General features: G+C 63.9%; 17 protein-coding genes. 8 read left to right on the top strand and 9 right to left on the bottom strand.

The window, feature by feature from the left end; all coding sequences use genetic code 11:
• Window positions 1-206: 206 nt before the first annotated feature.
• Complete coding sequence (locus V7116_RS19475) at window positions 207-1,925, bottom strand: ATP-binding protein (protein ID WP_324393636.1); 1,719 nt, start codon at window positions 1,923-1,925, stop codon at window positions 207-209.
• Between the two features lie 263 nt (window positions 1,926-2,188).
• Window positions 2,189-3,553 carry a glycosyltransferase family 87 protein gene (locus tag V7116_RS19470; RefSeq protein ID WP_324393635.1) on the bottom strand — a complete coding sequence of 455 codons (1,365 nt, stop codon included), beginning with the start codon at window positions 3,551-3,553 and terminating at the stop codon, window positions 2,189-2,191.
• A gap of 213 nt (window positions 3,554-3,766) precedes the next feature.
• Between V7116_RS19470 and V7116_RS19465 the strand changes: the two genes are divergently transcribed.
• A complete protein-coding gene (locus V7116_RS19465) occupies window positions 3,767-4,996 on the top strand; it encodes a glycosyltransferase family 87 protein (RefSeq protein WP_324393634.1) in 1,230 nt (409 codons plus the stop codon).
• Here V7116_RS19465 and V7116_RS19460 read toward each other — a convergent pair.
• Window positions 4,929-5,552 carry a hypothetical protein gene (locus tag V7116_RS19460; protein ID WP_324393633.1) on the bottom strand — a complete coding sequence of 208 codons (624 nt, stop codon included), beginning with the start codon at window positions 5,550-5,552 and terminating at the stop codon, window positions 4,929-4,931. The genes V7116_RS19465 and V7116_RS19460 overlap by 68 nt on opposite strands.
• Window positions 5,553-5,587: 35 nt before the next feature.
• Window positions 5,588-6,838 (bottom strand): DNA double-strand break repair nuclease NurA, encoded by a 1,251-nt coding sequence (locus V7116_RS19455; protein WP_324393632.1) that lies wholly within the window; start codon window positions 6,836-6,838, stop codon window positions 5,588-5,590.
• Window positions 6,839-7,130: 292 nt separating this feature from the next.
• Here V7116_RS19455 and V7116_RS19450 point away from each other — a divergent pair, with 292 nt between their 5' ends.
• From V7116_RS19450 to V7116_RS19435, 4 genes are all read left to right on the top strand, one after another.
• Window positions 7,131-7,343 carry a hypothetical protein gene (locus V7116_RS19450; protein ID WP_119065441.1) on the top strand — a complete coding sequence of 71 codons (213 nt, stop codon included), beginning with the start codon at window positions 7,131-7,133 and terminating at the stop codon, window positions 7,341-7,343.
• 28 nt (window positions 7,344-7,371) lie between these two features.
• Window positions 7,372-8,067 carry an FHA domain-containing protein gene (locus tag V7116_RS19445; RefSeq protein WP_324393631.1) on the top strand — a complete coding sequence of 232 codons (696 nt, stop codon included), beginning with the start codon at window positions 7,372-7,374 and terminating at the stop codon, window positions 8,065-8,067.
• Between the two features lie 55 nt (window positions 8,068-8,122).
• Complete coding sequence (locus V7116_RS19440; protein ID WP_324393630.1) at window positions 8,123-9,826, top strand: hypothetical protein; 1,704 nt, start codon at window positions 8,123-8,125, stop codon at window positions 9,824-9,826.
• Between the two features lie 200 nt (window positions 9,827-10,026).
• Complete coding sequence (locus V7116_RS19435) at window positions 10,027-11,346, top strand: hypothetical protein (RefSeq protein WP_324393629.1); 1,320 nt, start codon at window positions 10,027-10,029, stop codon at window positions 11,344-11,346.
• Window positions 11,347-11,659: 313 nt separating this feature from the next.
• On the opposite strand, the gene V7116_RS19430 is transcribed toward V7116_RS19435, so the two are convergent.
• From V7116_RS19430 to V7116_RS19415, 4 genes are all read right to left on the bottom strand, one after another.
• Window positions 11,660-12,415 (bottom strand): HEAT repeat domain-containing protein, encoded by a 756-nt coding sequence (locus tag V7116_RS19430; protein WP_324393628.1) that lies wholly within the window; start codon window positions 12,413-12,415, stop codon window positions 11,660-11,662.
• Window positions 12,416-12,420: 5 nt separating this feature from the next.
• Window positions 12,421-13,275, bottom strand: coding sequence for an inositol monophosphatase family protein (locus V7116_RS19425; RefSeq protein WP_324393627.1), 855 nt, complete (start codon window positions 13,273-13,275; stop codon window positions 12,421-12,423).
• 177 nt (window positions 13,276-13,452) lie between these two features.
• A complete protein-coding gene (locus tag V7116_RS19420; RefSeq protein ID WP_324393626.1) occupies window positions 13,453-14,691 on the bottom strand; it encodes a class I SAM-dependent RNA methyltransferase in 1,239 nt (412 codons plus the stop codon).
• A gap of 308 nt (window positions 14,692-14,999) precedes the next feature.
• A complete protein-coding gene (locus V7116_RS19415; RefSeq protein WP_324393625.1) occupies window positions 15,000-16,304 on the bottom strand; it encodes a glycosyltransferase family 4 protein in 1,305 nt (434 codons plus the stop codon).
• Between the two features lie 132 nt (window positions 16,305-16,436).
• On the opposite strand from V7116_RS19415, the gene V7116_RS19410 reads away from it, so the two are divergent.
• Window positions 16,437-17,216: a DUF3891 family protein gene (locus V7116_RS19410; RefSeq protein WP_324393624.1), complete on the top strand. Its 780-nt coding sequence runs from the start codon at window positions 16,437-16,439 to the stop codon at window positions 17,214-17,216.
• Here V7116_RS19410 and V7116_RS19405 read toward each other — a convergent pair.
• Complete coding sequence (locus V7116_RS19405; protein ID WP_324393623.1) at window positions 17,213-17,587, bottom strand: response regulator; 375 nt, start codon at window positions 17,585-17,587, stop codon at window positions 17,213-17,215. The genes V7116_RS19410 and V7116_RS19405 overlap by 4 nt on opposite strands.
• A gap of 198 nt (window positions 17,588-17,785) precedes the next feature.
• On the opposite strand from V7116_RS19405, the gene V7116_RS19400 reads away from it, so the two are divergent.
• Window positions 17,786-18,526 (top strand): sigma factor-like helix-turn-helix DNA-binding protein, encoded by a 741-nt coding sequence (locus tag V7116_RS19400; RefSeq protein WP_324393622.1) that lies wholly within the window; start codon window positions 17,786-17,788, stop codon window positions 18,524-18,526.
• A 50-nt stretch (window positions 18,527-18,576) separates the two neighbouring features.
• Complete coding sequence (locus tag V7116_RS19395) at window positions 18,577-19,923, top strand: WD40 repeat domain-containing protein (protein WP_324393621.1); 1,347 nt, start codon at window positions 18,577-18,579, stop codon at window positions 19,921-19,923.
• The last annotated feature ends 196 nt before the right edge of the window (window positions 19,924-20,119 follow it).

Raw genomic sequence — 20,119 nt, 5'->3', positions numbered from 1 at the left:
CGATTGGTCTCGCTCTAGTGTCCTGCCTCATCCCTTAAAAACCTACCCCTAAAAAGGGGCCGGGGGTGAGGTGGCCTTTGCTCTTGCCACCAACGGCTGTCTCTCTGCGCCGGAGGTGAGATTCCCGCCACGAAAAACCGGGCGATCGTAGAAATGCGATCGCCCGGCTTTATTGCTACCTATCAACCGCCAACCGGCAGCAGTCGTTACCGGATGCGCCGTGAATCGCGGTCGGCAGGGCGATCCGGCCCGGCGTTCGCGCCGCCGCTGGCCGCCAGCGCAGGCCCCCCGGTGATGCTGTCGTAAAACGCGCTGTCGTAGCTGCGCGTCTTGACCACCACCGGCATCGGCACGGCGTGCCCCATGATGATCGCCTGCTGCTTGGTATCGAGCCGCGCCAGCACCTCGCGCAGACCGCCCGCCCCGCTGACGCCCATCAGCACCGCGTTGATGTCGCGCTCGTTGTCCAGCAGCGCCGTGACGCGCGTCCCGATCTGGCTCATCACTTCCTCGTCGATGCCGCTGGGCCGCTGGTCCACGATCAGCAGCGTCACGTTGTACTTGCGCATCTCACGCGCGATGGTGCCGAAAATCGTCTGCCGCGCGATGAGCGGATCGAGGAACTTGTGCGCCTCCTCGATCGTGATCAAAAGCTGCGGCGGCTCCAGCGACGTATCACCCAGCGCCTTTTCCATGCGCTCGACGTACATTTCGTGAATGCGGCGCGTCAGGTAGTTGGCGACCAGGATATACGCTTCCAGCGCGTTGCCGTAACGACCAAATTCCAGCACGACGCTTTTGCGCTGCTCGATGTATTCGATGATTTTCTTCGCGGAGTCGTCCAGGGCTTCAGGGCGCAAAAAGCCAAATCGCTCGAAGCGCTGCATGCGCCGCTTGAGCGCCAGCACCGAACTGAAGCTCGACGCCAGCTCGTGCTTGAGGTCTTCCATCACTTCCGGCGCGACGTCGATAAGCTGCCCGATCCACGTCTTGCCCCACAGCTTTTGCAGCTCGTACGCGGCATCGATCATCGAGTCGGATAGATCCATCGTGGTCTTGAGCATGGCGAGGTCTTCGGGCTGGATGTCCGAATAGCCCAACGTCACGACGTGATCGTACTTGGCGTTGCGCCGCCGCGACGAATCCTCGTCCAGCGTGAAGATCGCCACGCGCGATCCGAACAACTGGCGCAGGCCCTTGGCGCGCGGTCCGCGCTCGTCCACGACTTCCCAGCCGTAATCGTTGTGCATGTCGAAGATCAGGCTCACGGCGCGATCCTGTTTGATCACGCCCGCCAGCAGAATACGCGTCAGGTAGCTTTTACCCGTGCCGCTTTTGCCGAACACGCCCACCGAACGCTCCACCAGCCGCCGCAGGTCCAGGTTGACCTGCGTTTCTTCCAGCTCCAGCGGCGCGCCGACGTTGAAGTGCGTGCCGTCCTCGCGCCCGAACACGTCGTTGACGTCCTCCGCCGACGCGATCTCGACCGGCATGAAGTGGCTGGGGATCGATTTGACCGGCTTCGGCTCGTTCTCCTGCGCGTCGATGGTCAGCATCGGCGCGACGTGAATCGTGCCGAACGCCGCCGTGCCGGTGTAAATTTCGCGCAGGAACGGATCGGACAGATCCGGCGGGTCGCTCTTGATCGCGGGGTTGGTCGTGTCGAGCACGATGTCCGTGATCATGCAGAAGAAGCGTTTGCTGCGCCCGCGCACCACCACGTAGCGCCCCACGGCCAGATCTTCGATCTCCGTTTCGCGGTCGAGCTTGACCTCAAGCCCTTTGCTCAACGAGCCGCCGACGACGACCCCCAGGCGCTGGCTCACGCCGCGCACCGCAAGGCCGTAGCCATCGTCCTGGGAGCCGTTGCGTGGGAACCAATCCTCTAGACTGTCGGTTGGAAACAGGGGGTCATGAGCAGTCATCGTCTACCCTCTTCACCAGAGATTCGAACGTGCGTTCTATTATATCGCACAACGCACGTTTTGGAAAGCAAAAAGCCCGCCATTTTTTAGAGCGAAAACCATGCTCTTTAACTTTTAAATCCGACCAAACCAGGGCGAGTTTCTAGCCCCGCCCCTACAAAACCTCGTTGGGCGCTGCCTGTCTCCCTTCTCCAACTTGATTGGAGAGGGGCCGGGGGTGAGGTCGCGGTGCTCACCGACCGGCCATCCCACCCCTGCACCGCTCAGGCGGGGACCGTGCGGCGCACGCGCACCTCTGCCGTGTGAGCGGGCTGTTCCGCGGCCTGGGCGTACCGCAGCCGCGCCAACAGCCATAACTGCACGCCCGTCAGCGCCAGCACGACGATCGTCACGCCCCAGCGCTCCTGCACGTGCCCCCACGTCTCCGTCATCGACGGGATCAGCCGCTCGACCAGCGACGTGCCAGGGAAAACGAGCAGCCCCAGCGCGACCAGTCCCAGCGCCGCCAGCGCGGCGGCCTCCGCGCCGGACAGCCGCCACCTGCCCGAATGATAGAGCACCAGCACGACGAACGCCAGCGGGATAATCAGCACCGCCGCGTCATAGTAGTTGTGATATGCGGGGATCAGCGACCATGTGATCAGCGTCGAAGCGGCCAGCGCCTCGCCCGGCGATCCGGGAACCCGCCGGAACCGCGCGAAAGCCGCCGCCACGATCGCCACCGTGCACACCAGCGCGATCCCGATCGCTGCCGCCTGCGGCAAAAAGTGGAGGTAATTCTCCAGGTGGATGCCCGCCTGCTGCCCGACCTTGCTGCCGGTGTCAAGGTAATCCCGCACGATGTCCAGCGGCGGCGTCGACGCCAACAGCGCCAGCCCCACCACCGCCGCGATCTGGGTGATCGCAGCCGTCACGAGCAGCCGGATTTTCATCTGGAACAGGAAAAACACCAGCACCCCAATCGCCAGCGAATACTTAGACAGCGCCACGCCCAGCACGATCCCCGCCAGCACGTCCCGATCCTCGCGCGCCAGCAGCAGCGCCACCAACATGAGCGCCAGGATCAGCAGCGTCGTCTGCCCGTAACCGAGCACGACCTTGACCGGCAAAAAGCTGTAAAACACGAGCGCCAGCAGCAGCGCCGCCGTGAAGGGGATGCGTTGGGTCTCGTTCTGCACGAACCGGCACGCCAGCCAGGGGATGACCAGCATCATGCCCAGGTTGATCGCCAGCCAGATCGCGCGCGCCACCGGCCACGTGAAGAACGACAGCGGCGAGATCAGCAGCACGAACGGAGCGGTATAGGGGTAGGCCGTCATCAGGTCGAACGATCCCATCGGGCGCAGCAGGTCATCCGGCGAGGCGGTCACCCCGTCCAGGTGCTCGATGGGAAACTGCGGCGCGGCGCTGCTCAGGTAGCCCTGGTACGGATCGCGCCCTTCGCGCAGAAGCTGGTTGTAGTACCAAAAGCTGTGAAAATCGACGGACGACAGATTGAGAGTCTCGCCGGGCGCGTCAGGCGTTTCCGTCGCGCCCTGAATCGCGCCCGCAATACGGATCACGGACCATAAGGCCAGCCCAATCACCAACACCCGGCTGGCCCACGTCCACATGTTTGAACGTAGCATGAGTCCCCACCATTTATTTCTGCTTACCGGTATTACCAAGCATAAACCATAACCGGCAGCATGGCACATCGCGTTTTATACAAAATAATCCAACGCGAGATCATAAAAACGCAGCAGGACATCCGCCGCATTGCATTCGTACGAAAACTCGATTACAGTGTGCCCGTATCATTCGGCACAATGGTTGCTTAATGCTTGAGGCCAGGAACACGGTTGACTGACGATCTCACTTTTTCCAAACGCCACCCACGCCTCGCGCTGGCGCTCACCGGGGCGATCATCGTCGCGCTGCTGTCCGGCGCGCTGTACGTCTCCCTGGTGCGGGTCGTCAATTATGCCGACCGCGATTTTATGAGCCTGTGGACCGGCGGACGCGCGCTGACGCAGGGCGTCAACCCGTACGACGCGTCGGTGTGGGGGCCACTGCGCGAGCATTATGGCAGCGCGTGGATTCCCGACGCGACCGCGCCCTTCCCCCTGTGGACCTTCGTGTTTTTCGTGCCGCTGTCACGCTTCAGCCTGGATCTGGCGGCGTCGATCTGGCTGGCGCTCATGATCGTGGTGACGGCGGCCAGCCTGCTGCTGCTCATCCACGAGCAGAGCGACGTCCCCATGCCGCTGTGGCGCTTCCTCGTCATCCTGATCGCGGTCTTCTTCTCGCGCTGGACGACGCTCAGCCTGCTGATGGGCCAGATGACGGGCCTGCTGCTGCTGGTGATCGCGCTGTTCATCGTGCTGATCGAGCGTAAAGCGGAGTTTTGGGCGGGGCTGGTAATTGCGCTGGTGGCGTTTAAGCCCAACGCGTTTTTGCTGTTCGTGCCGCTGATCGGCGTCTGGCTCATTCACGGGCGGCACTGGCGCGTGATCGCGGGCGCGGCGGTCGGCGGCGTGCTGCTGCTGGCGGTCAGTTGGGCCATTCAGCCCGGCTGGATCTCCGACTGGATGGCGGTCAGCGACAAAACCGTCGCCACCGGGCAAACGCCGACCCTGTGGGGCATCGCGTGGGAGATCACCGGCAAATGGTGGCCCGCCGTCGGATTCATCCTGACCATCGTGCTGACGGCGGCAGGCGGCGCGGTGCTGCTCCGCCCGACCCCACCGCCGGTCGATCAGGCGGTGGCGTTCGCGCTGGCGCTGTCGCTGTTCATCACGCCCTACACCTGGGCCTATGAACATCTGCTGCTGTTTGTCCCGCTGGCCGTGTTTTACCGCTACAACCGCCACGTGCGCGGCGTGCTGCCGCTGGCGTTCCTGGTCGGCGCGGTGATCCTGCCCTGGGGTTTGTATTGGCTCGCCACGCGCACCGGCGCAGACACCTATTCGGCGCTGCTCCCGCTGCTGGTACTCGGACTGCCGTTCGTGCGGCTGGCGGGCGCTACACCCGCGCCGCAGGAGGCGCAATCAGCCGCAGCAGGTGTTGCAGGCGCGGCAGATCGTAGCTGAGCAGCCCCGCCAGACGCCGTCCTGCGCCGACCCGGAACGCATACCGGGCATCTTCATTGTCGCGCGCCCCGGCGGCATATTGCAGCGCCGCCCCCAGCAGATCGTCCGAGGGGGCGTCGCTCGTATTCAACACCAGCCGCAGCCAATCGAGTTGCTCGGTAAAACGCAAAATGCAGTCGTTATCGCACAACTGCACCGGATCGAGGCTGAGCGGTGGGCGCGGCGGTAAATTGTGGTAGATCGAGCCGCGCTCGATGAAGCCCACGTTCACCACGCTGATTTCCACCGGGACGAGGCGATTCTCGCGCTGGTCGCGCATGGCGGCGTTGTTCATGTTGTTGGCGAGGATCAACTGGCGCACCAGCGGATCGTCGTCGATGCTGATCGCGTAGATCAGCCCGATCACCTCGATATCCGCATCCGCGCCGTGATAAGTCCGCACGAACGCGCCAAACGAGGGATACTCGATCGACTGGCTGCGCGTGCCACAGACGAAGCCCATCGTGCTGGCGCGCAAAACGCTGCCGATGACGGGCTGCTGGCTCTCTTCGATCATGACGTTCTCTCCACGATGGTGGACCGCTGCCTTCCCTAGCGCGCGCGGGCTTTCTGCCCGTAGCGCGTGCGGCCCGACCGGACGGTTTTGCTATCCAGTTTTTCCGAGTGCTCGACCGACTGCTCGTTGCGTCTCAGTTCGATCTCGATCAGCTGGTCAAGCTCGGCTTTTTCATGCCCGCGCACCACGGCAAGCTCGTCCGCGCGGGTGAGTGCGTAGGGATAGCGCCACATCAACTGGCACTGCCGGTAAATCAGGGCGTGTACATGATCCACCATTTTCGGCTCGCGCGCGACCCAGACGGGCATCTCGACGCGTGCCAGATGGAAGCCTTCGCCCTGGGGAACCACATTCACGTAAAAGAACGCAATCTCGTAATTTTCGCCCCAGTCGTAACGGTAGCGTTTGTTCTGCGGCGACTGCTGCACGAACAGCGCCGACCGCTCGCCGGGCTGTAACAGCCGCGCCATCAGCATCTGGTCGATCAGCCCGTCCCAGTTGCCGTTGCCCTTCAGCGCGCCCAACCGCACCTCGTCTTTTTCCAGGCGCATCAGGTGCAGCAGGCTGATCACGAACGCGCTGGTAGGCCGGTCCACATACCCGACCAGGCTCGCGCGGTGCGCGTGCGCCTCCTGCATATACGTGTCCGTATCCTGAAGCTGGCGTAACGCCTCGAAATATCCCTGTTCGAGCGCTTCGCGGTTCGGGGTTTCGTTGCGCACCCAGAACATCAGCGGCCCGTCGCTGATCGCCAGCAGTTCGTGCTCCAGGGTCCGGCGTTCCCAGGCGGCGCGGGCCAGCGTTTGCAGCTCGGCCAGCGTGCGCCGCGCGTTGACCGTATCGTTCGTGATCAACTGCCCGTCGTTGCGCAGGTCGCTGTCGGCATAAAACAGTTTCGGCTCGGTAAACGGTTCCGGGAGATCGTCGCAGCCATCGTGATAGACCAGCACGCCGATGTTGGTGAGGTAATACAGCGCCGCCGCGTGGATGCTGGGATAGATCTGCGATCCGTCCGCGGCGATGATCGTGGCCCGCGCGGGGCCATCGGGTAAGGCATAGGCCTGGTTGAGCGCTTCGGGCGAGCCGTCCAGCGGCGCGACGCCCCGGTAGCCTGCGTCACGCTCGCGCACCAGCTCGATCCGCGCTTTGACGATGTCCAGGTCCGTCAGTCGCTGGAATTCCGCCCACACGTCTTCGAAGCGCTGGCTGTCCGTCGAGTTGCGCGCCGCCAATGCGCGTCCCATGGTGGCGACCTGCGGCACGACCTTATCGAATTCTAACGTCACGTCACCATCCCCCTCACGGTAAGCCTGAAAGCGTCCTGCATTCACCCCGCAGTCCCTGTACGCCAGCCGCTTCCAAACAAGCCCTAACGTTAAAGAATTCTCGGAACCTTAAAGAATTACGCCGTAATTCGCCATTTCCACATCGCCAGTGTAGCACTGATGTTCGGCACGGTCAAGCAGGGTTTGAGGACGGTTAGAGGCAGACGTTTTCATTTTGCAAGAGGGCTGGTGTATACTCGACACCATCTCCACCGCGACGAATCGCGCAGCCAGCAGAGGAAAACGAATCGCCATGAAGTGCGTTCATTGTGGAAAAGAAGCGGTTGCAATCTGCCGGTGGTGTGGCCGGGCCGTCTGCACCGATCACATCAAATCCATGACCTATATCATCTCGGTCTACGTCGGGGGCAAAAAAGTGCCCAAGTCGCTGGTCGTGGCCGATGCCGTCTGGTGCGGCACGTGCAAACCCCAGCCCGAGCCTATCGAGATGCCTTACCTCGACTGAGGGGTGAAGGACCCGCGAGCGAGCCATTATGAGCGATACCCCTCAAATGCTGGCAAAAGTCACGTGGCACGACCCGGATACTGACGAGCTGCGCGAGTTCGTGCTTGAAGAAGGCGCCACCGCCACCATCGGTCGCAGCCCCAACAACCAGATCGCCATCCCCGAGCGGCACGTCTCGCGGCAGCACGCCGTGATCAGCTTCCGCGACGGCGTCTTCGTGATCTCAGACCTGGGCAGCGCCAACGGCACGTTCGTCAACGACAAGAAGCTGGCCGATCCGTTCCCACTGGTGAACGGTGACGTGATCCGGCTTTACGTGCCGCTGCTGAGCTTTTCATCTATCGTGACGGAAGAGGAGCACAGCCAGGCCAAGATCACCGGCACGCTGATCGTGCCCGCCCGCGCCGATGGCCAACCGACCCTGCACATTACGTCCGGCCCGCAGGAAGGCGCGGAGATTCCGCTGCTCACGCCGTCGATCCGCATCGGGCGCGCCACGCGCAACGCCGCCTGGGACATCTCGCTGCAAGACCGCTCCGTGTCGCGGCCCCATGCCGAGATCGCGCAGCAGGAAGACGGCGTGTGGATCATCACCGACCTGGGCAGCGCCAACGGCACGGTGGTCAACGGCGTGCCCGCCGCCGCCAACGAGCCGCACCCGCTTCAGGACGGCACAGTGCTGATGCTGGGCGAAACAACGATGCTGTTCCGGTTGGCCGGGTAATCTGCCCCGCCGACCTTCCATCCGACCACATAGACACACGACGCAGCAGGCCACTATGGGGAACGTCTACCGCAACATTGGCTCGGTAGTCAAAGACAAGGGCGGCATCTGGGACCGCCTCGACGATCAGCTACACACCACCGAGGCAGCCCCGGTTGAACCGGGCCTCGGGCTGTGGGGCATGATCGTCACCGGTACGGCGGATGGGCTGTGGGACAAGGCCGACGAAGAAACGGTCTTCCTGCGCCGCGATAAAATCGACCGCAGCAAACACGATCTCTGGAGCGACGCCGACGACGAGACGATCATCCTGCCCAAAGAGGGGATGCTCGCCATCTGGGACGCTGTGCTCGCCAAAACCGACGCGCTCGGCAGCGTGGACCTCGAAGGCACGCTGATGGTGATGCGCGAGGACGTCGAAAGCGTGTGGTCCCGCTCCGCCGACGAGACGCTGGTGCTCAGCCGTCCCGGCGAGAGCATCTTCGCGCAGCAGGTCCGCTCCCGCGATCTGACCTCATTCCGCCCCCGCCGCATCCAGGGCTACGCGCTCAAAAAGCTGACCGATACGCGCGGCGACACGTACTGGATTCTGAAGAATCTGCGCACTGACGCCTATCTGCGCCTGACCGAAGAACAGGTTTTCCTGTGGGAACAGATGGACGGCACGGCCACCGTGCAGGACATCGCCGTGGCCTACATGCTCGAATATGGCAAGCTGGCGATCAACAGCCTGCTGGTGCTGCTCGACCAGCTTCAAGGCAAGGGGTTCATCGAATCGCTGGTCAACATTTACGGCGCGGCGGATCGCAGCGTCGCGGAGCGCCGCTCGAACGTGCTCTGGCGGCGGCTGGCGCGCGGTTTCGTCAACACCGAGCTGTCCATCGGCGGAATCGATCACCTCGTCACGCGCTCCTACGAGATGGGCGGGCGGCTGCTGTTCACGCGGATCGCGCAGTGGACCATGCTGGCGGTGATCGCCGTCGGCGGGGCGGCCTTCCTGGGTATGCTGCTCGGCCTGACCGACCATAGCCTGACGGTCTTCACCGGGGGCGGCACCGGCGCGGTAATCGGCATCATTACGCTTTACGTGCTCCAGTTCGCCACGCTGCTCATTCACGAATGGTCGCACGCCGTCACCACCAAACATTACGGGCGCGAGGTGCGGCGCGGCGGCTTTCTGCTGTACATCGGCATGCCCGCCGCGTTCGTGGATACGACCGATATCTGGATGGAGCCGCGCCGCCCGCGTATCGCGGTCAGTTGGGCCGGGCCGCATTCGGGGTTTTTCCTGGGCGGGCTGGCGAGTCTGCTGGTGCTGGCCGGGCCGGGGCCGTTCCTGGCGAGTTTGCTGTCGCAGTTCGCGCTGCTGACCTACGTCACCAGCTTCACCAACCTGAATCCGCTGCTCAAGCTCGACGGCTACTACATCCTCATGGACTGGCTGGAAATCCCGCGCCTGCGCGAGCGCAGCATGGCGTTCGTGCGCGGCGGACTGCTGCAAAAGCTGCGCACCCGCGAGAAACTGGTCCGCGACGAGCAGATTTTTGCCGTGTTCGGCGTGCTCTCGGCGCTGTGGACCGCGATCGCACTGATCCTGTCGATCACGGTGGCGGGCGGGCATGTCCTGAGCTTCGCGCAGACGCCGGTTGGCACGGTCCTGTTAGTGCTGCTGGTCGGCGGGGTGGTGATTCTATGGGGGCGGCGCTTCGCCCGCGCCACGCGCCGCCGCCGCCGTATCGCCCGCTCCACGACGGGGTAACGCCCGGCGGCACATCACGGGCATTCCCGTCGGGGCAGTTCACGAATTGCCCCGACCGAACCCGTTGAAACGCGTTTTTCTCCCCTCTCCAATCAAGTTGGAGAGGGGCCGGGGGTGAGGTGGCCTTTTAGCTCTCGGCTAACCGCTAACGGCTAACCGCTGATCGCTGCATAACACGCTGAACGACTGTGAGACGATTTATGCATTCTTCCCGCAAGCTGCTGCTTGCTTCGCTCGTACTCTGTGTCGCGCTGATCCTGCTGGCCGCCGGGCTGCCCGGCGCGGCGGCGCTGCAAGGCACCCCCCAGCCCACTTACGGCCCGATCCCGGTCGATGGCACCCCTGAAAGTCCAACCGCCACCGCGTTACCCGTCCCGCCCACCGCGATCCCTGCCGAGGGCAGTCCCGCCACGGAGGCCGCTGCCGAAGCGCCCACGGTCGGACCGACACCCACCCTGCCCGACTGGGCCGACGCACAGGTGCTCGGTCCCCAGGGCGGCGAGCTGCGTACCGGCGCGGGCGAGCAGTTTCATTCGCTGGGCACGATGCCTCCCGGCACGCCGCTGCGCCTCGTCGCGCGCGACGAAAGCATGGCGTGGTTCCAGGTCGTTTCGGCGGATGCGCGTGTCGGCTGGGTCGAGGCGGGCGTCGTTACGCTGCGTCGCGCCGATCTGACCACGCTGCCTGTCGGCTGGATCGAGCCTGCACCCACCGCCGATCCGCTCGCCACGCCCACCACCACCGACGTCTCGAACGTCCCCGCGGCGACGGCGGGCCTGTCTCCGGCGGCCATCGAACGCGCGGCGGCCATCTACCGGCACGGCCAGTTGCTTGGCAACAACACCAACACGCTCATGCTGATCGGAGACAGCGTCAACGAGGAAGGCCATTTCCTGCGCTCGTTCGCAGAAGGCAATTTCGACCTGGGGACGTATACCTACTTCCAGCCAACCATCGACGCCTACAACGCGGCCAGCGCCTTCAGCGCGACCTATCTCACCGAGCACACCGGCTTCACCTACGCCATGATCCTTGACCCGATGTTCGCGGACCCGGAGCAGTGCCTGCCCGGTGAATCCGTGCTGGACTGCGAATATCGCCTCAAGAAGCCCAGCATCGCCATCATCTACCTGGGCCTGAACGACATGCGCTTCTTCCAGCCGGAACAGTACCAGCAGAACATGGACCTCGTGCTGCAAACGCTGACCGGCTACGGCGTCGTGCCGATTCTGACCACGTTCACCGTCGCCAACGAGTACGAGTACGCCGGGCCTGCGCCCGACTACCTCGCCGTCATGCGCGACTCTGCCGCCCGCTTCCAGATCCCGCTGATCGAGTTCTACGACGCGGCGGAGACGCTGCCGCACCGGGGCACGGGCATCGACGGCGCGCACCTGACCTTCCCCGACGATTACCGCGTCGCCTTCACGGGCGACCAGCGGCTGTACGGCACGACGCTGCGCGAGCTGCTGACGATGCAGGCCCTCCACGACCTGCGCGTGAATGCGTTCGGCCTGTAGCGATCCGCGGACGTCGTTTCGCGGTTTGGCGGATGCCCGCCATTGTCCGCGATGGTGTTACCCATGTCTCCGAACGCCTGCTATCGATCTCCTCGGTCCACACATTAAATTGAGGGGAGACAAGCAGCGACGGGGTTTTGTAGGGGCGGGTTTGCAACCCGCCCTGCCTTTACCTACTTATCAGGGAGCTTGAGGTTTACCTCACCCCTTAACCCCCGGCCACTCTGATTAACCGGATCGAAACAACAAAAAACGAGCGCGGGCGCTCGTTTTTGTTTGGGAATGACGGTTCCGCACCGGGCGGAATGCAGGCTCAGCAGTCGTACGCGCCGAACTCCAGGCAGCACTGCTCCCAGGCGCGGATGCCCTCGATGGCCTTCACGGCCTCCTGCCGCACCGACCGCTGGCCGAACGCCACGCCCTGATCGGTCGCGGCGACGCGTTCCAGCGCGGGGATGGCGCGGGTATCGCTCAGCGCGCCCAGGGCGAAGGTCGCCCAGAAGCGCACCTCGACCACCGGATCGCCCAGCGCGGCCATCAGCGCCGTAAAAGCGTGACCGTCCTCATCCTTGTGCGCGACGGTCGCCAGCGCTTCGGCGGCCAGACTGCGCAGGTAGGGCGGCTCGCTGCGGTCGTTCAGCCGCGCGATCAGCGGGGGCAGCGCGCGGTCGTCGCCGCGCACGCTGAGCGCATACGCCGCCAGGAAGCGCAGCAGCGGATCGCCGGGCGCGTCGAGCAGCACGGCCAGCCCGTCCACGGAGCGCGGATCGGCGATGATGCCCAGAGCGCGGGCCGCGGCCTGCCGTATCTCAAAGCGATCCCCCGCGTCCTGAACCACCGTCAGCAGCGCGGGGATCGCCTGCAAATCGTTCAACTGGAGGGCGACCCAACAGGCCGCTTCACGGAGCCCCAGCGTCGCCGTTTGATCGCGGATCAAAGCCAGCAGCGCACGGTAGGAATCCACGCCCGCGCCCAACACGCCATCGACGCAGCGCTGGGGGTGTGCGCGAACCCTGGGATCGAGGGTCGCAACGATGTCGTGCAGTTTGGCTCTGAAGTGATGGTCCATGGCTCCTAATCGGTACCGTGAGCTAACACCGGACGGGGGGCCGCATCACCGAGGCGAATGACATCGAGGGCCTGTTCGTGCAGCAGGCTGTTGCTCACCACGATACGGTGGCCGAAATAGGCGTCTTCGGACCAGCCGCCTTCATAGTCGGTGACCTTGCCGCCCGCCTCTTCCACGATCACGATCCCGGCCTGCACGTCCCACGGCTGCGGGCCGCGTTCCCAGTACAGATCGCAGCGCCCGGCGGCCACGGTGCAAATATCCAGCGCCGCCGACCCCACCCGGCGCACGCCCTGCGTGCGGACCAGGAAGTGCCCGATGCGCTCGGCGTTGTTGTCTTCGGCGGTCCAGGCGTCGTAGGGGAAGCCGGTCACGGCCAGCGCCTCGGCCAGCGTATCCACGTCCGAAACGTGCAGCGGGCGGCCATTCAGCATCGCGCCGCCGCCGCGAAGGCCCTTATACGTCTCGTCGTACATAGGGTTATGCACCACGCCGAGCACCGGGTGATGGTCGGGCGTGGACATCGCCAGACTGACGGCGAACACCGGGAAACGATGCGCAAAGTTGGTCGTACCATCCAGCGGATCGACCCACCACTGGTACGGCGCGTCCTCGGCAGACGGGCCATAGCCGCCGCCTTCTTCGCCGTTGATGTGGTGATTGGGAAACGCCTCGCGCAGCGCCTTGACGATGAACGCTTCGGAGGTCTTGTCGGCTTCGGTCACCAGATCGATCACGGTGCTTTTGGTGATCGACTGGCGGGGCCGCTCGTAGAATGAGCGCAGGATAGTCCCGGCCTGGCGGGCAATGGTTTCGGCAGTGTTCAGCGCTTCGAACAGGTCTAGCGAATTGTGATTCATGACAGTCCTTCACATCCGGCTGACGATCAAACGGGGGCCATTATACCGTGCTGTGGTGACATGGGGTGATGATATGACACAGGCACAAAGGGGAAACAGCGGGCACAGCCGTCAAGGAAAAAAAGCAGAGGAGAGCAAGCTCACCTCTGCAAGACCTCAAGAGACACAAACCCGACGCTACCGCGCCCGCCGGAAGTGCGCCACGCACTCGATGTGGTAGGTCTGCGGGAACATATCGACCGGCTGCACCTCGACCAGCTCGTAGCCCTTCTGCACCAGCCGCTTGGCGTCACGCGCCAGCGTGGACGGCTCGCAGCTCACGTACACGATCGTGCGCGGCGCGAGGCGCACCAGTTCGTCCAGTGCGCGGGCATCGATCCCGGCGCGCGGCGGATCGAGCACCACGGCGTCGAACGGACCTTCGAGATCGGGCAGCACGTCTTCCACGCCGCCCTCGACCAGATCGACATTATCCAGGTCGGCCAGATTTTCGTCTGCATCGGTGACGGCAGGCGGATAGCTCTCGACCGAGACGACCAGCGAGGCGCGCTCCGCGATGAACGCGGTAAACAGCCCGACGCCCGAATAGAGGTCGAGTACGGTTTCGCGCCCCTTGAGATTGAGCCGGTCCAGCACCAGCTCGACCAGCTTTTCGGCCTGGGGCACGTTCACCTGGAAGAAGCCGCCCGCCGTGACGCGGAAGGTGCGCCCGCGCACCACGTAGTCGAGGTGGCTGGATCCGATCAGGTTGACCGGCTCGTTGTCGCTCAGCAGGAAGTTGATCGACACCGGCAGCGTGACTTCAAGCTCGGGGGCTTCGTCGTCTTTCGTGCTGAGGATCACCATCGGATCGCCGTTGGAGCCGGTTTGCAGCCGCACCCGGTCCAACTCGGGAATGTCCAGGTCCAGCTCGTAAAACAGTTCCAACAGTTCGGGGCGAATGATGTAGCATTCCTCGATGGCGATCAGGCTCTGCCCGTCCGTGCGGACGTAACACAGGTTCCCGTCTTCATCCACGTGGAATGTCGCGCTGGAGCGGTACTGCCAGGGATCGGGGCTGGCGATGGTGGGGCGGACCGGCGGCTTATAAAATCCGCCGATGCGCGTCAGTTGATCGATCACCACGTCGCGCTTAAAGCGAAGCTGAGCCTCGTACTCGATGTGCTGGAAGTGACAGCCGCCGCACTCGCCGGGGCCAAAATGGGCACAACGCGGCGTGACGCGCTCGGGCACGGTCTTCAGTACGTCGGTCGCTTCGGCAAACGCAAAGCCTTTGCGGTCGTCTATCACCCGGGCACGGATGCGCTCGCCGGGAATCACGTAAGGCACAAAAATCACGCGGCGGCCATCACGTCCCAACGCATTGCCACCGTGGACCATTTCCTCCACACGGAGTTCGAAGCTGTCGTCTGGCACCCGATTGTCCATCCACTGCGCTTAAGTAAATAAAAGACTCCCCCCGCCGTCACACGTTATATTAGCCCGGATTACGCCAATATGCCAGTAAGAAGCGCTGTTTAGAAACCAGGGTGGTTATAGGACCTTCACCAGAGTCTTTCAAGAACCCGGTATAAGAATTAACGGCTTCCTTAAGCCAAGCGTTGATTTTTATCACGTCCCGTACAGGCGCAAAAGCAAGACGGGCGGAACAAGCCCGCTCCTACGGAGCGCGGAGAAAAGAACGCGTGCAGCATGGTTCCCCGTCAAAAAGGCGCACGCACACGCTACGACCGGGGATCGCTGCCGCGCGATTCGTGCAGGCGGCGCTCAAGCTCGGCGCGCGCTTCGGCACGGGCGCGTTTGTTCATATGCGGCGTGGGATCTTCGTGGCCGATCAGTTGTTCGTAGGCCAGGCGCAAAATGGAGGCGCTGTGCTGCCAGGCGTGGTGGCGCACCACCCAGTCGCGCCCGTGCTCGCCGATGTCGCGGCCCATGTCGGGGTTGTTCAAAATGGACAGCACCGCGTCGGCAAAGGCGCGCGGCGATTCGCGGATCAGCATGTTCGTGCCGTCCGTCGCGCCCAGCCCTTCGCAGCCGACGGGCGTGCTCACCACCGGACAGCCGCAGGCGAGAGATTCGAGCAGTTTGAAGCGCGTGCCGCTGCCACTGCGCAGCGGGCAGACGAACAGCGCGCTGCCCTGAAGATAGGGCCGGGTGTCGTCCACCAGCCCGACCAGCGCGACCCCGCTCTGCGGATCGGCGGCCAGTGCGGCGATCTCCGGTGGGGCATCCTTGCCCAGCAGCACCAGCTCAAAATCGGGGCGCTCGGCGCGAACGAGCGGCAGGATCGCCTCCGCGAAATAGAGCACCGCGTCCACGTTGGGGAAATACTTGTAATCGCCCATGTAGACGGCGGTCCGGCTGTCGCGCGCCAGGCCCGGATCGGGCCGGAAGTAGTCAGTATCGACGCCGTTGGGGGCCAGCACGGTCATCACGCCGGGCGTGGCGTTCTTCACGGCGACGGCATCCACCTGTGACATCACGCCGACGACCGTCGCCTCGGACCACGCGCGCGGCTCCCACAGGCGCATCTTGAGCGATTCGATGGCGATCGCGGGGCGCGTGAACCATGGCTTTGCGACCTGGGCGTGCCGCCGCCACGCGACGTACTCGATCGCCGGTTCCGAAAGCAGCACCGGCACGTCGAGCTGTTGGGGCAGATTCGCCAGCATGTAAAACGACTCGACGTGAATCAGCGAGATGCGCTGATCGTTCAGGACGCGCCGGATGGTATGTTCCATTTCGGGCGTGTGGTATAGGCGCATGGTGATGGGCTTGAGCGAGGTCAGGCTGAGCCACGCAGCTTTGATCAGGCCGGGGCTGGACGCGCGATCTACGACGATCAGCTCGCACACCTCGCGCAGCGGGGCCAGATCGCCCGTGACTTCCTCCGGGCGGGCAAAACACACCATCGTGATGTCGTAATCGTAGCGCAGGTGCTTGACGAGGTTATAGGTCCGGCTGCGACCGCCGCTGGTCGGGGGATAGGGCAGATAAGGCGTGATCATCAACACGCGAGGCTTGGACAAGGGTCCCTCCTCAGATTTCGCACCAGACAGGTCAATCAGCAGAGGCCAGACTAGGCCAACTCGCGGCAAGTATTGTACACTTGCAAACCGTAACGCACGAACTCACACGCCGCAGGGAAGGACATCCACCGCATGATTCGCCGCCACGAACCGGATGCGATCTGGCTTATTCACCAGGGCACGCACGCCCACCTTGCCGGGCAAATCGCCGCGCGCTGGGCGGAAAATGGGTCGCCGATCACGCCGCGCGAGGAACTGATCCTGGCCGCGATCGTTCACGACACGGGCTGGAACGCAGCCGATCAGGCGCCACGTCTGAACGATAAGGGTCTGCCGCGCAGCTTCATGGAGATGGACCTTCAGGAGCACATGCAGATCTGGCAGCGCAGCATTTGGGGCGCGTTCGCGCAAAATCGCTACGCCGGGCTGCTGACCAGCCTGCACTGTTCGGCGTTGTATGACATGCGGCTGAACGAGTGGAACGACTCGCCGGAAGATCGCGAAATGATCGCGGCGTTTCTGGAGGCGCAGCGCCAGTGGGAGCACGGCGTCATCGCGGATCTGCGCGATCACCCGCGCTACGGCGACGCGGTCGCGGAGGAGCGGCTGGCGGAGAATCTGCGGCTGCTCCAGGTATGGGATTACCTGTCGCTGCTGGTCTGCATGGGACCGGATCACGAGGAAACCATCCCGAATGTACCGGTCGAGGGCGGGCAGCGCACCACGCTGCGGGTAAAACCCGCCGGCACGCACACGATCCGCGTGGAGCCGTTCCCGCTCGATACGTCGCTGATGGTCTGGATCGACGCGCGCCGACTGCACGGCGCTCCGTTCGACAGCGACGAAGCGCTGCGGCGCGCGCTGGACGACGCGGCTTACGAGCCGCTGAGGCTGGTCATCACCGGGAGCTAGGACGCGGGGCGGAGCACCGGTTCTAGGGCGGTACGCAGATGTCCCAGCGAAAATGGCTTGACGAGGTAATCGAAGACCTGGGACAGCGCGCTGCGCTCCTGAATTTCGATGGGGACCGCCGTGAGCACGATGATGGGGATGTCACACAGATCGGGGTCGTTTTTGACCGCCGCGCAGATCTCCCACCCGTTGAGGCCGGGCAGCCCCAGATCGAGCAGGATCACGTCCGGCTTCTGGGCGCGGATCAGGTCGAGGCCGCGAATTCCGTCGTGCGCCAGATAGACGGTCGCGGGCCACGCACGGACGGTCAGTTCAATCAGACGAGCAAGATCCAGATCGTCTTCAAGGCACACAACAGTGTGTGGGGGCATAGTGGAATCCGTAACGATACCGTGGGGCAAGATTGAACTCTCCACAGCATAGCAGGTGCGTATTAAATGCACCTAACGAAACATAAAGAAATTGTATAGAACTTGCAGCGTAACATTACGCGCACGACCAGCGTTTTAGCTTGAAGACGCGGCAGGGGGGCTGCGAACCGCCCGATCGCGCGCAGGATCGAGGACGACATGATCGGCAAGACCAACCTGAAGGTGCTCATTCTGGACACCGATTTTTATGCCCGGCAGGCCATCAGCAGCTATCTCGCCTGGGACCGCCGCACGCGCGTCGTGTTTCTGGCGGACAGCATCAACGCCGTGATGGACTACGTGCGCGACACGCCGGAAGTCGAATGGCCGGACGTGGTGCTGCTGGATGCGCTGGCCGCCGAAACGCCCGAAGCATTGGGCGATTTGATCAAACACATCGAAAATACCATTCCGAAGGTAATGACGATGGTGCTCGACCGACGGCTGAACCTGGAGATGCTGCGGGCCGCGCTGCACGCCGACGCCAACGGCTACCTGCTGCGCGACGACGTGCGCATTCGCATCGCGTGGGCGATCGTCTGGGCGCGCGATCACGAGTTCGTGATTACGGAGGGCGTCAAAGCGGTGCTGCCGGAGGAATTCGACGGGCGGCTGTTCCATTCGGCGGTGCTGCCGCACCAGCGCGCCTACCCCGAGCTGCCCGATCGTGTGCGGCAGGCGCTGCAGTTGTGTGTGGTGGAGGGCATGTCGGCAGAACTTGCGGCAGATGAAATGGGCCTCAGCCCCCATACCGTGCGAAGCTATGTAAAGGAAGGCTACCGTATTCTGGAAGCCTACGACAACACGGTCTATCCGAGCGACATGAGTCCGCAGGAGCGCGCGTTTATGCGCTTTACGGCGCTCGAACGAGACCGTCAGGAAAACCAGCAGCAGGACTAATTCTTCTACAGACCTGCGATACGGGCTGCGTATCGAGTGAAGGTGAGTCTATGCGTCAGTTAGCCATCGTCCTAGTCGTGCTCCTTCTCCTGGCTGTACCCACCGGAGATCTTGCACATAGCCAGACCGATTCCGACCGAACGCCCATCACCGGCGAAAACGCCACCGTACTGGAACCGCTCATCCGACTTCCCAATGAGCTGCAAGCGGTAGAGGACGTAACGTTCAGCGCAGACGGCAGTCTGCTGGCCGCCGGAGGCTACTTCAACTGCCCCGCCGACGCCGATCGCCACACCTGCCCCGGGCGGGTCGTGCTGTGGACCTCCGGCAGCGGGGACGTGGTGACCACCTTCGAGGCGTTTGCCGCACCGGTCATCAGCGTCGCGTTCAGCCCGGACGGCACACGCTTCGCCGCGCTGGACGAAAGCGGCCAGATCCAGGTATGGGCGCTGCCCTCCAGGGACGAGATCGCCGCGTTCGATAACGCGCAGGGCATTGGCGACATCACCTTCAATCTCGACGGCACCCTGCTCGCCTCGACGGGTGGTGAAGGCGCGGTACGCGTGTGGAGCATGGCCGATAACACCGAAAGCCGCCCCATCCTGGCCGGATACAGCACCAAGTTCAGTCTGGCGTTCAGCCCGGTCGAGCCGCTGGTGGCCCTGGGCGGATTCCGCGAGGTCGGGCTGTGGCAGGTGCGCGAGCCGAGCGAAAACGGCGGCATCGTGAACGTCTCCAGCGCGAACCTGCGCGCGGGGCCGGGCACGGGCTACGGCGTGCTGGGCATCGCCCTGGGCGGCGAAGAACTGATCATCCTGGGCACTAACGACCTGGGCGACTGGTACAACATCGAAACGGCGGCTGGCCTGAACGCGTGGATCGCCGGATACCTGCTGGACACGGACGATGTCGCCGGGCGCGCCCCGCGCGAGATCGCCACCGTGACGCTGCCCGACGACGGCGAAACCATCGCCGCCGATCTGGCGTTCAGCCGGGACGGCACGCGCTTCGCCAGCGCCAACTTCGACCTGATCACGGGACAGGGCAGCCTCACGGTGTGGCAGAAAGACCTGACGCTGCTGCCCGTGCCGGAGGACGCGCCGCCCACGCCGACGCCAACCCCCACGCCCGCCGATGCCGTGCCGGTGCTGCCGGCGCTGATCGGGAACCTGTCCATGCCCGAACCGCTCGTGATGGTGTCGTTCAATGCGGACGGCAACCTGCTCGCCTATGCCGGTGAGGACGACGTGCTGCGGCTGTGGATCGTTGGGGCCGGTGCGGAACTGGCCGCGTATGAAACGCCCCTCCGCACGCTGGATTTCAGCCCGGACGGCACGTGGCTGGCGGCGGGCCTCGGCGATGGCACCGTCGAGCTGTGGGGCGCGCCAGCGGGGTAACGCAAGAAACAGCAAAAAGGCGGGTTTCTTGCTCTTTAATTTTTAAATCCGGGCAAAACCAGGGCGGGTTTGCAACCCGCCCCTACAAAAACCCGCTGATACACGTTTTTCTCCCCTCTCCAACTTGATTGGAGAGGGGCCGGGGGTTTTTAGGGGTAGGTTTTTAAGGGATGAGGCAGGACACTAGAGCGAGACC

Source organism: Aggregatilinea sp., from assembly GCF_036822615.1.
Taxonomy (GTDB): Bacteria; Chloroflexota; Anaerolineae; order Aggregatilineales; family Aggregatilineaceae; genus Aggregatilinea.
Note: the sequence above shows the minus strand (reverse complement) of the source record. Positions and strands in the feature narration are given on the sequence as shown.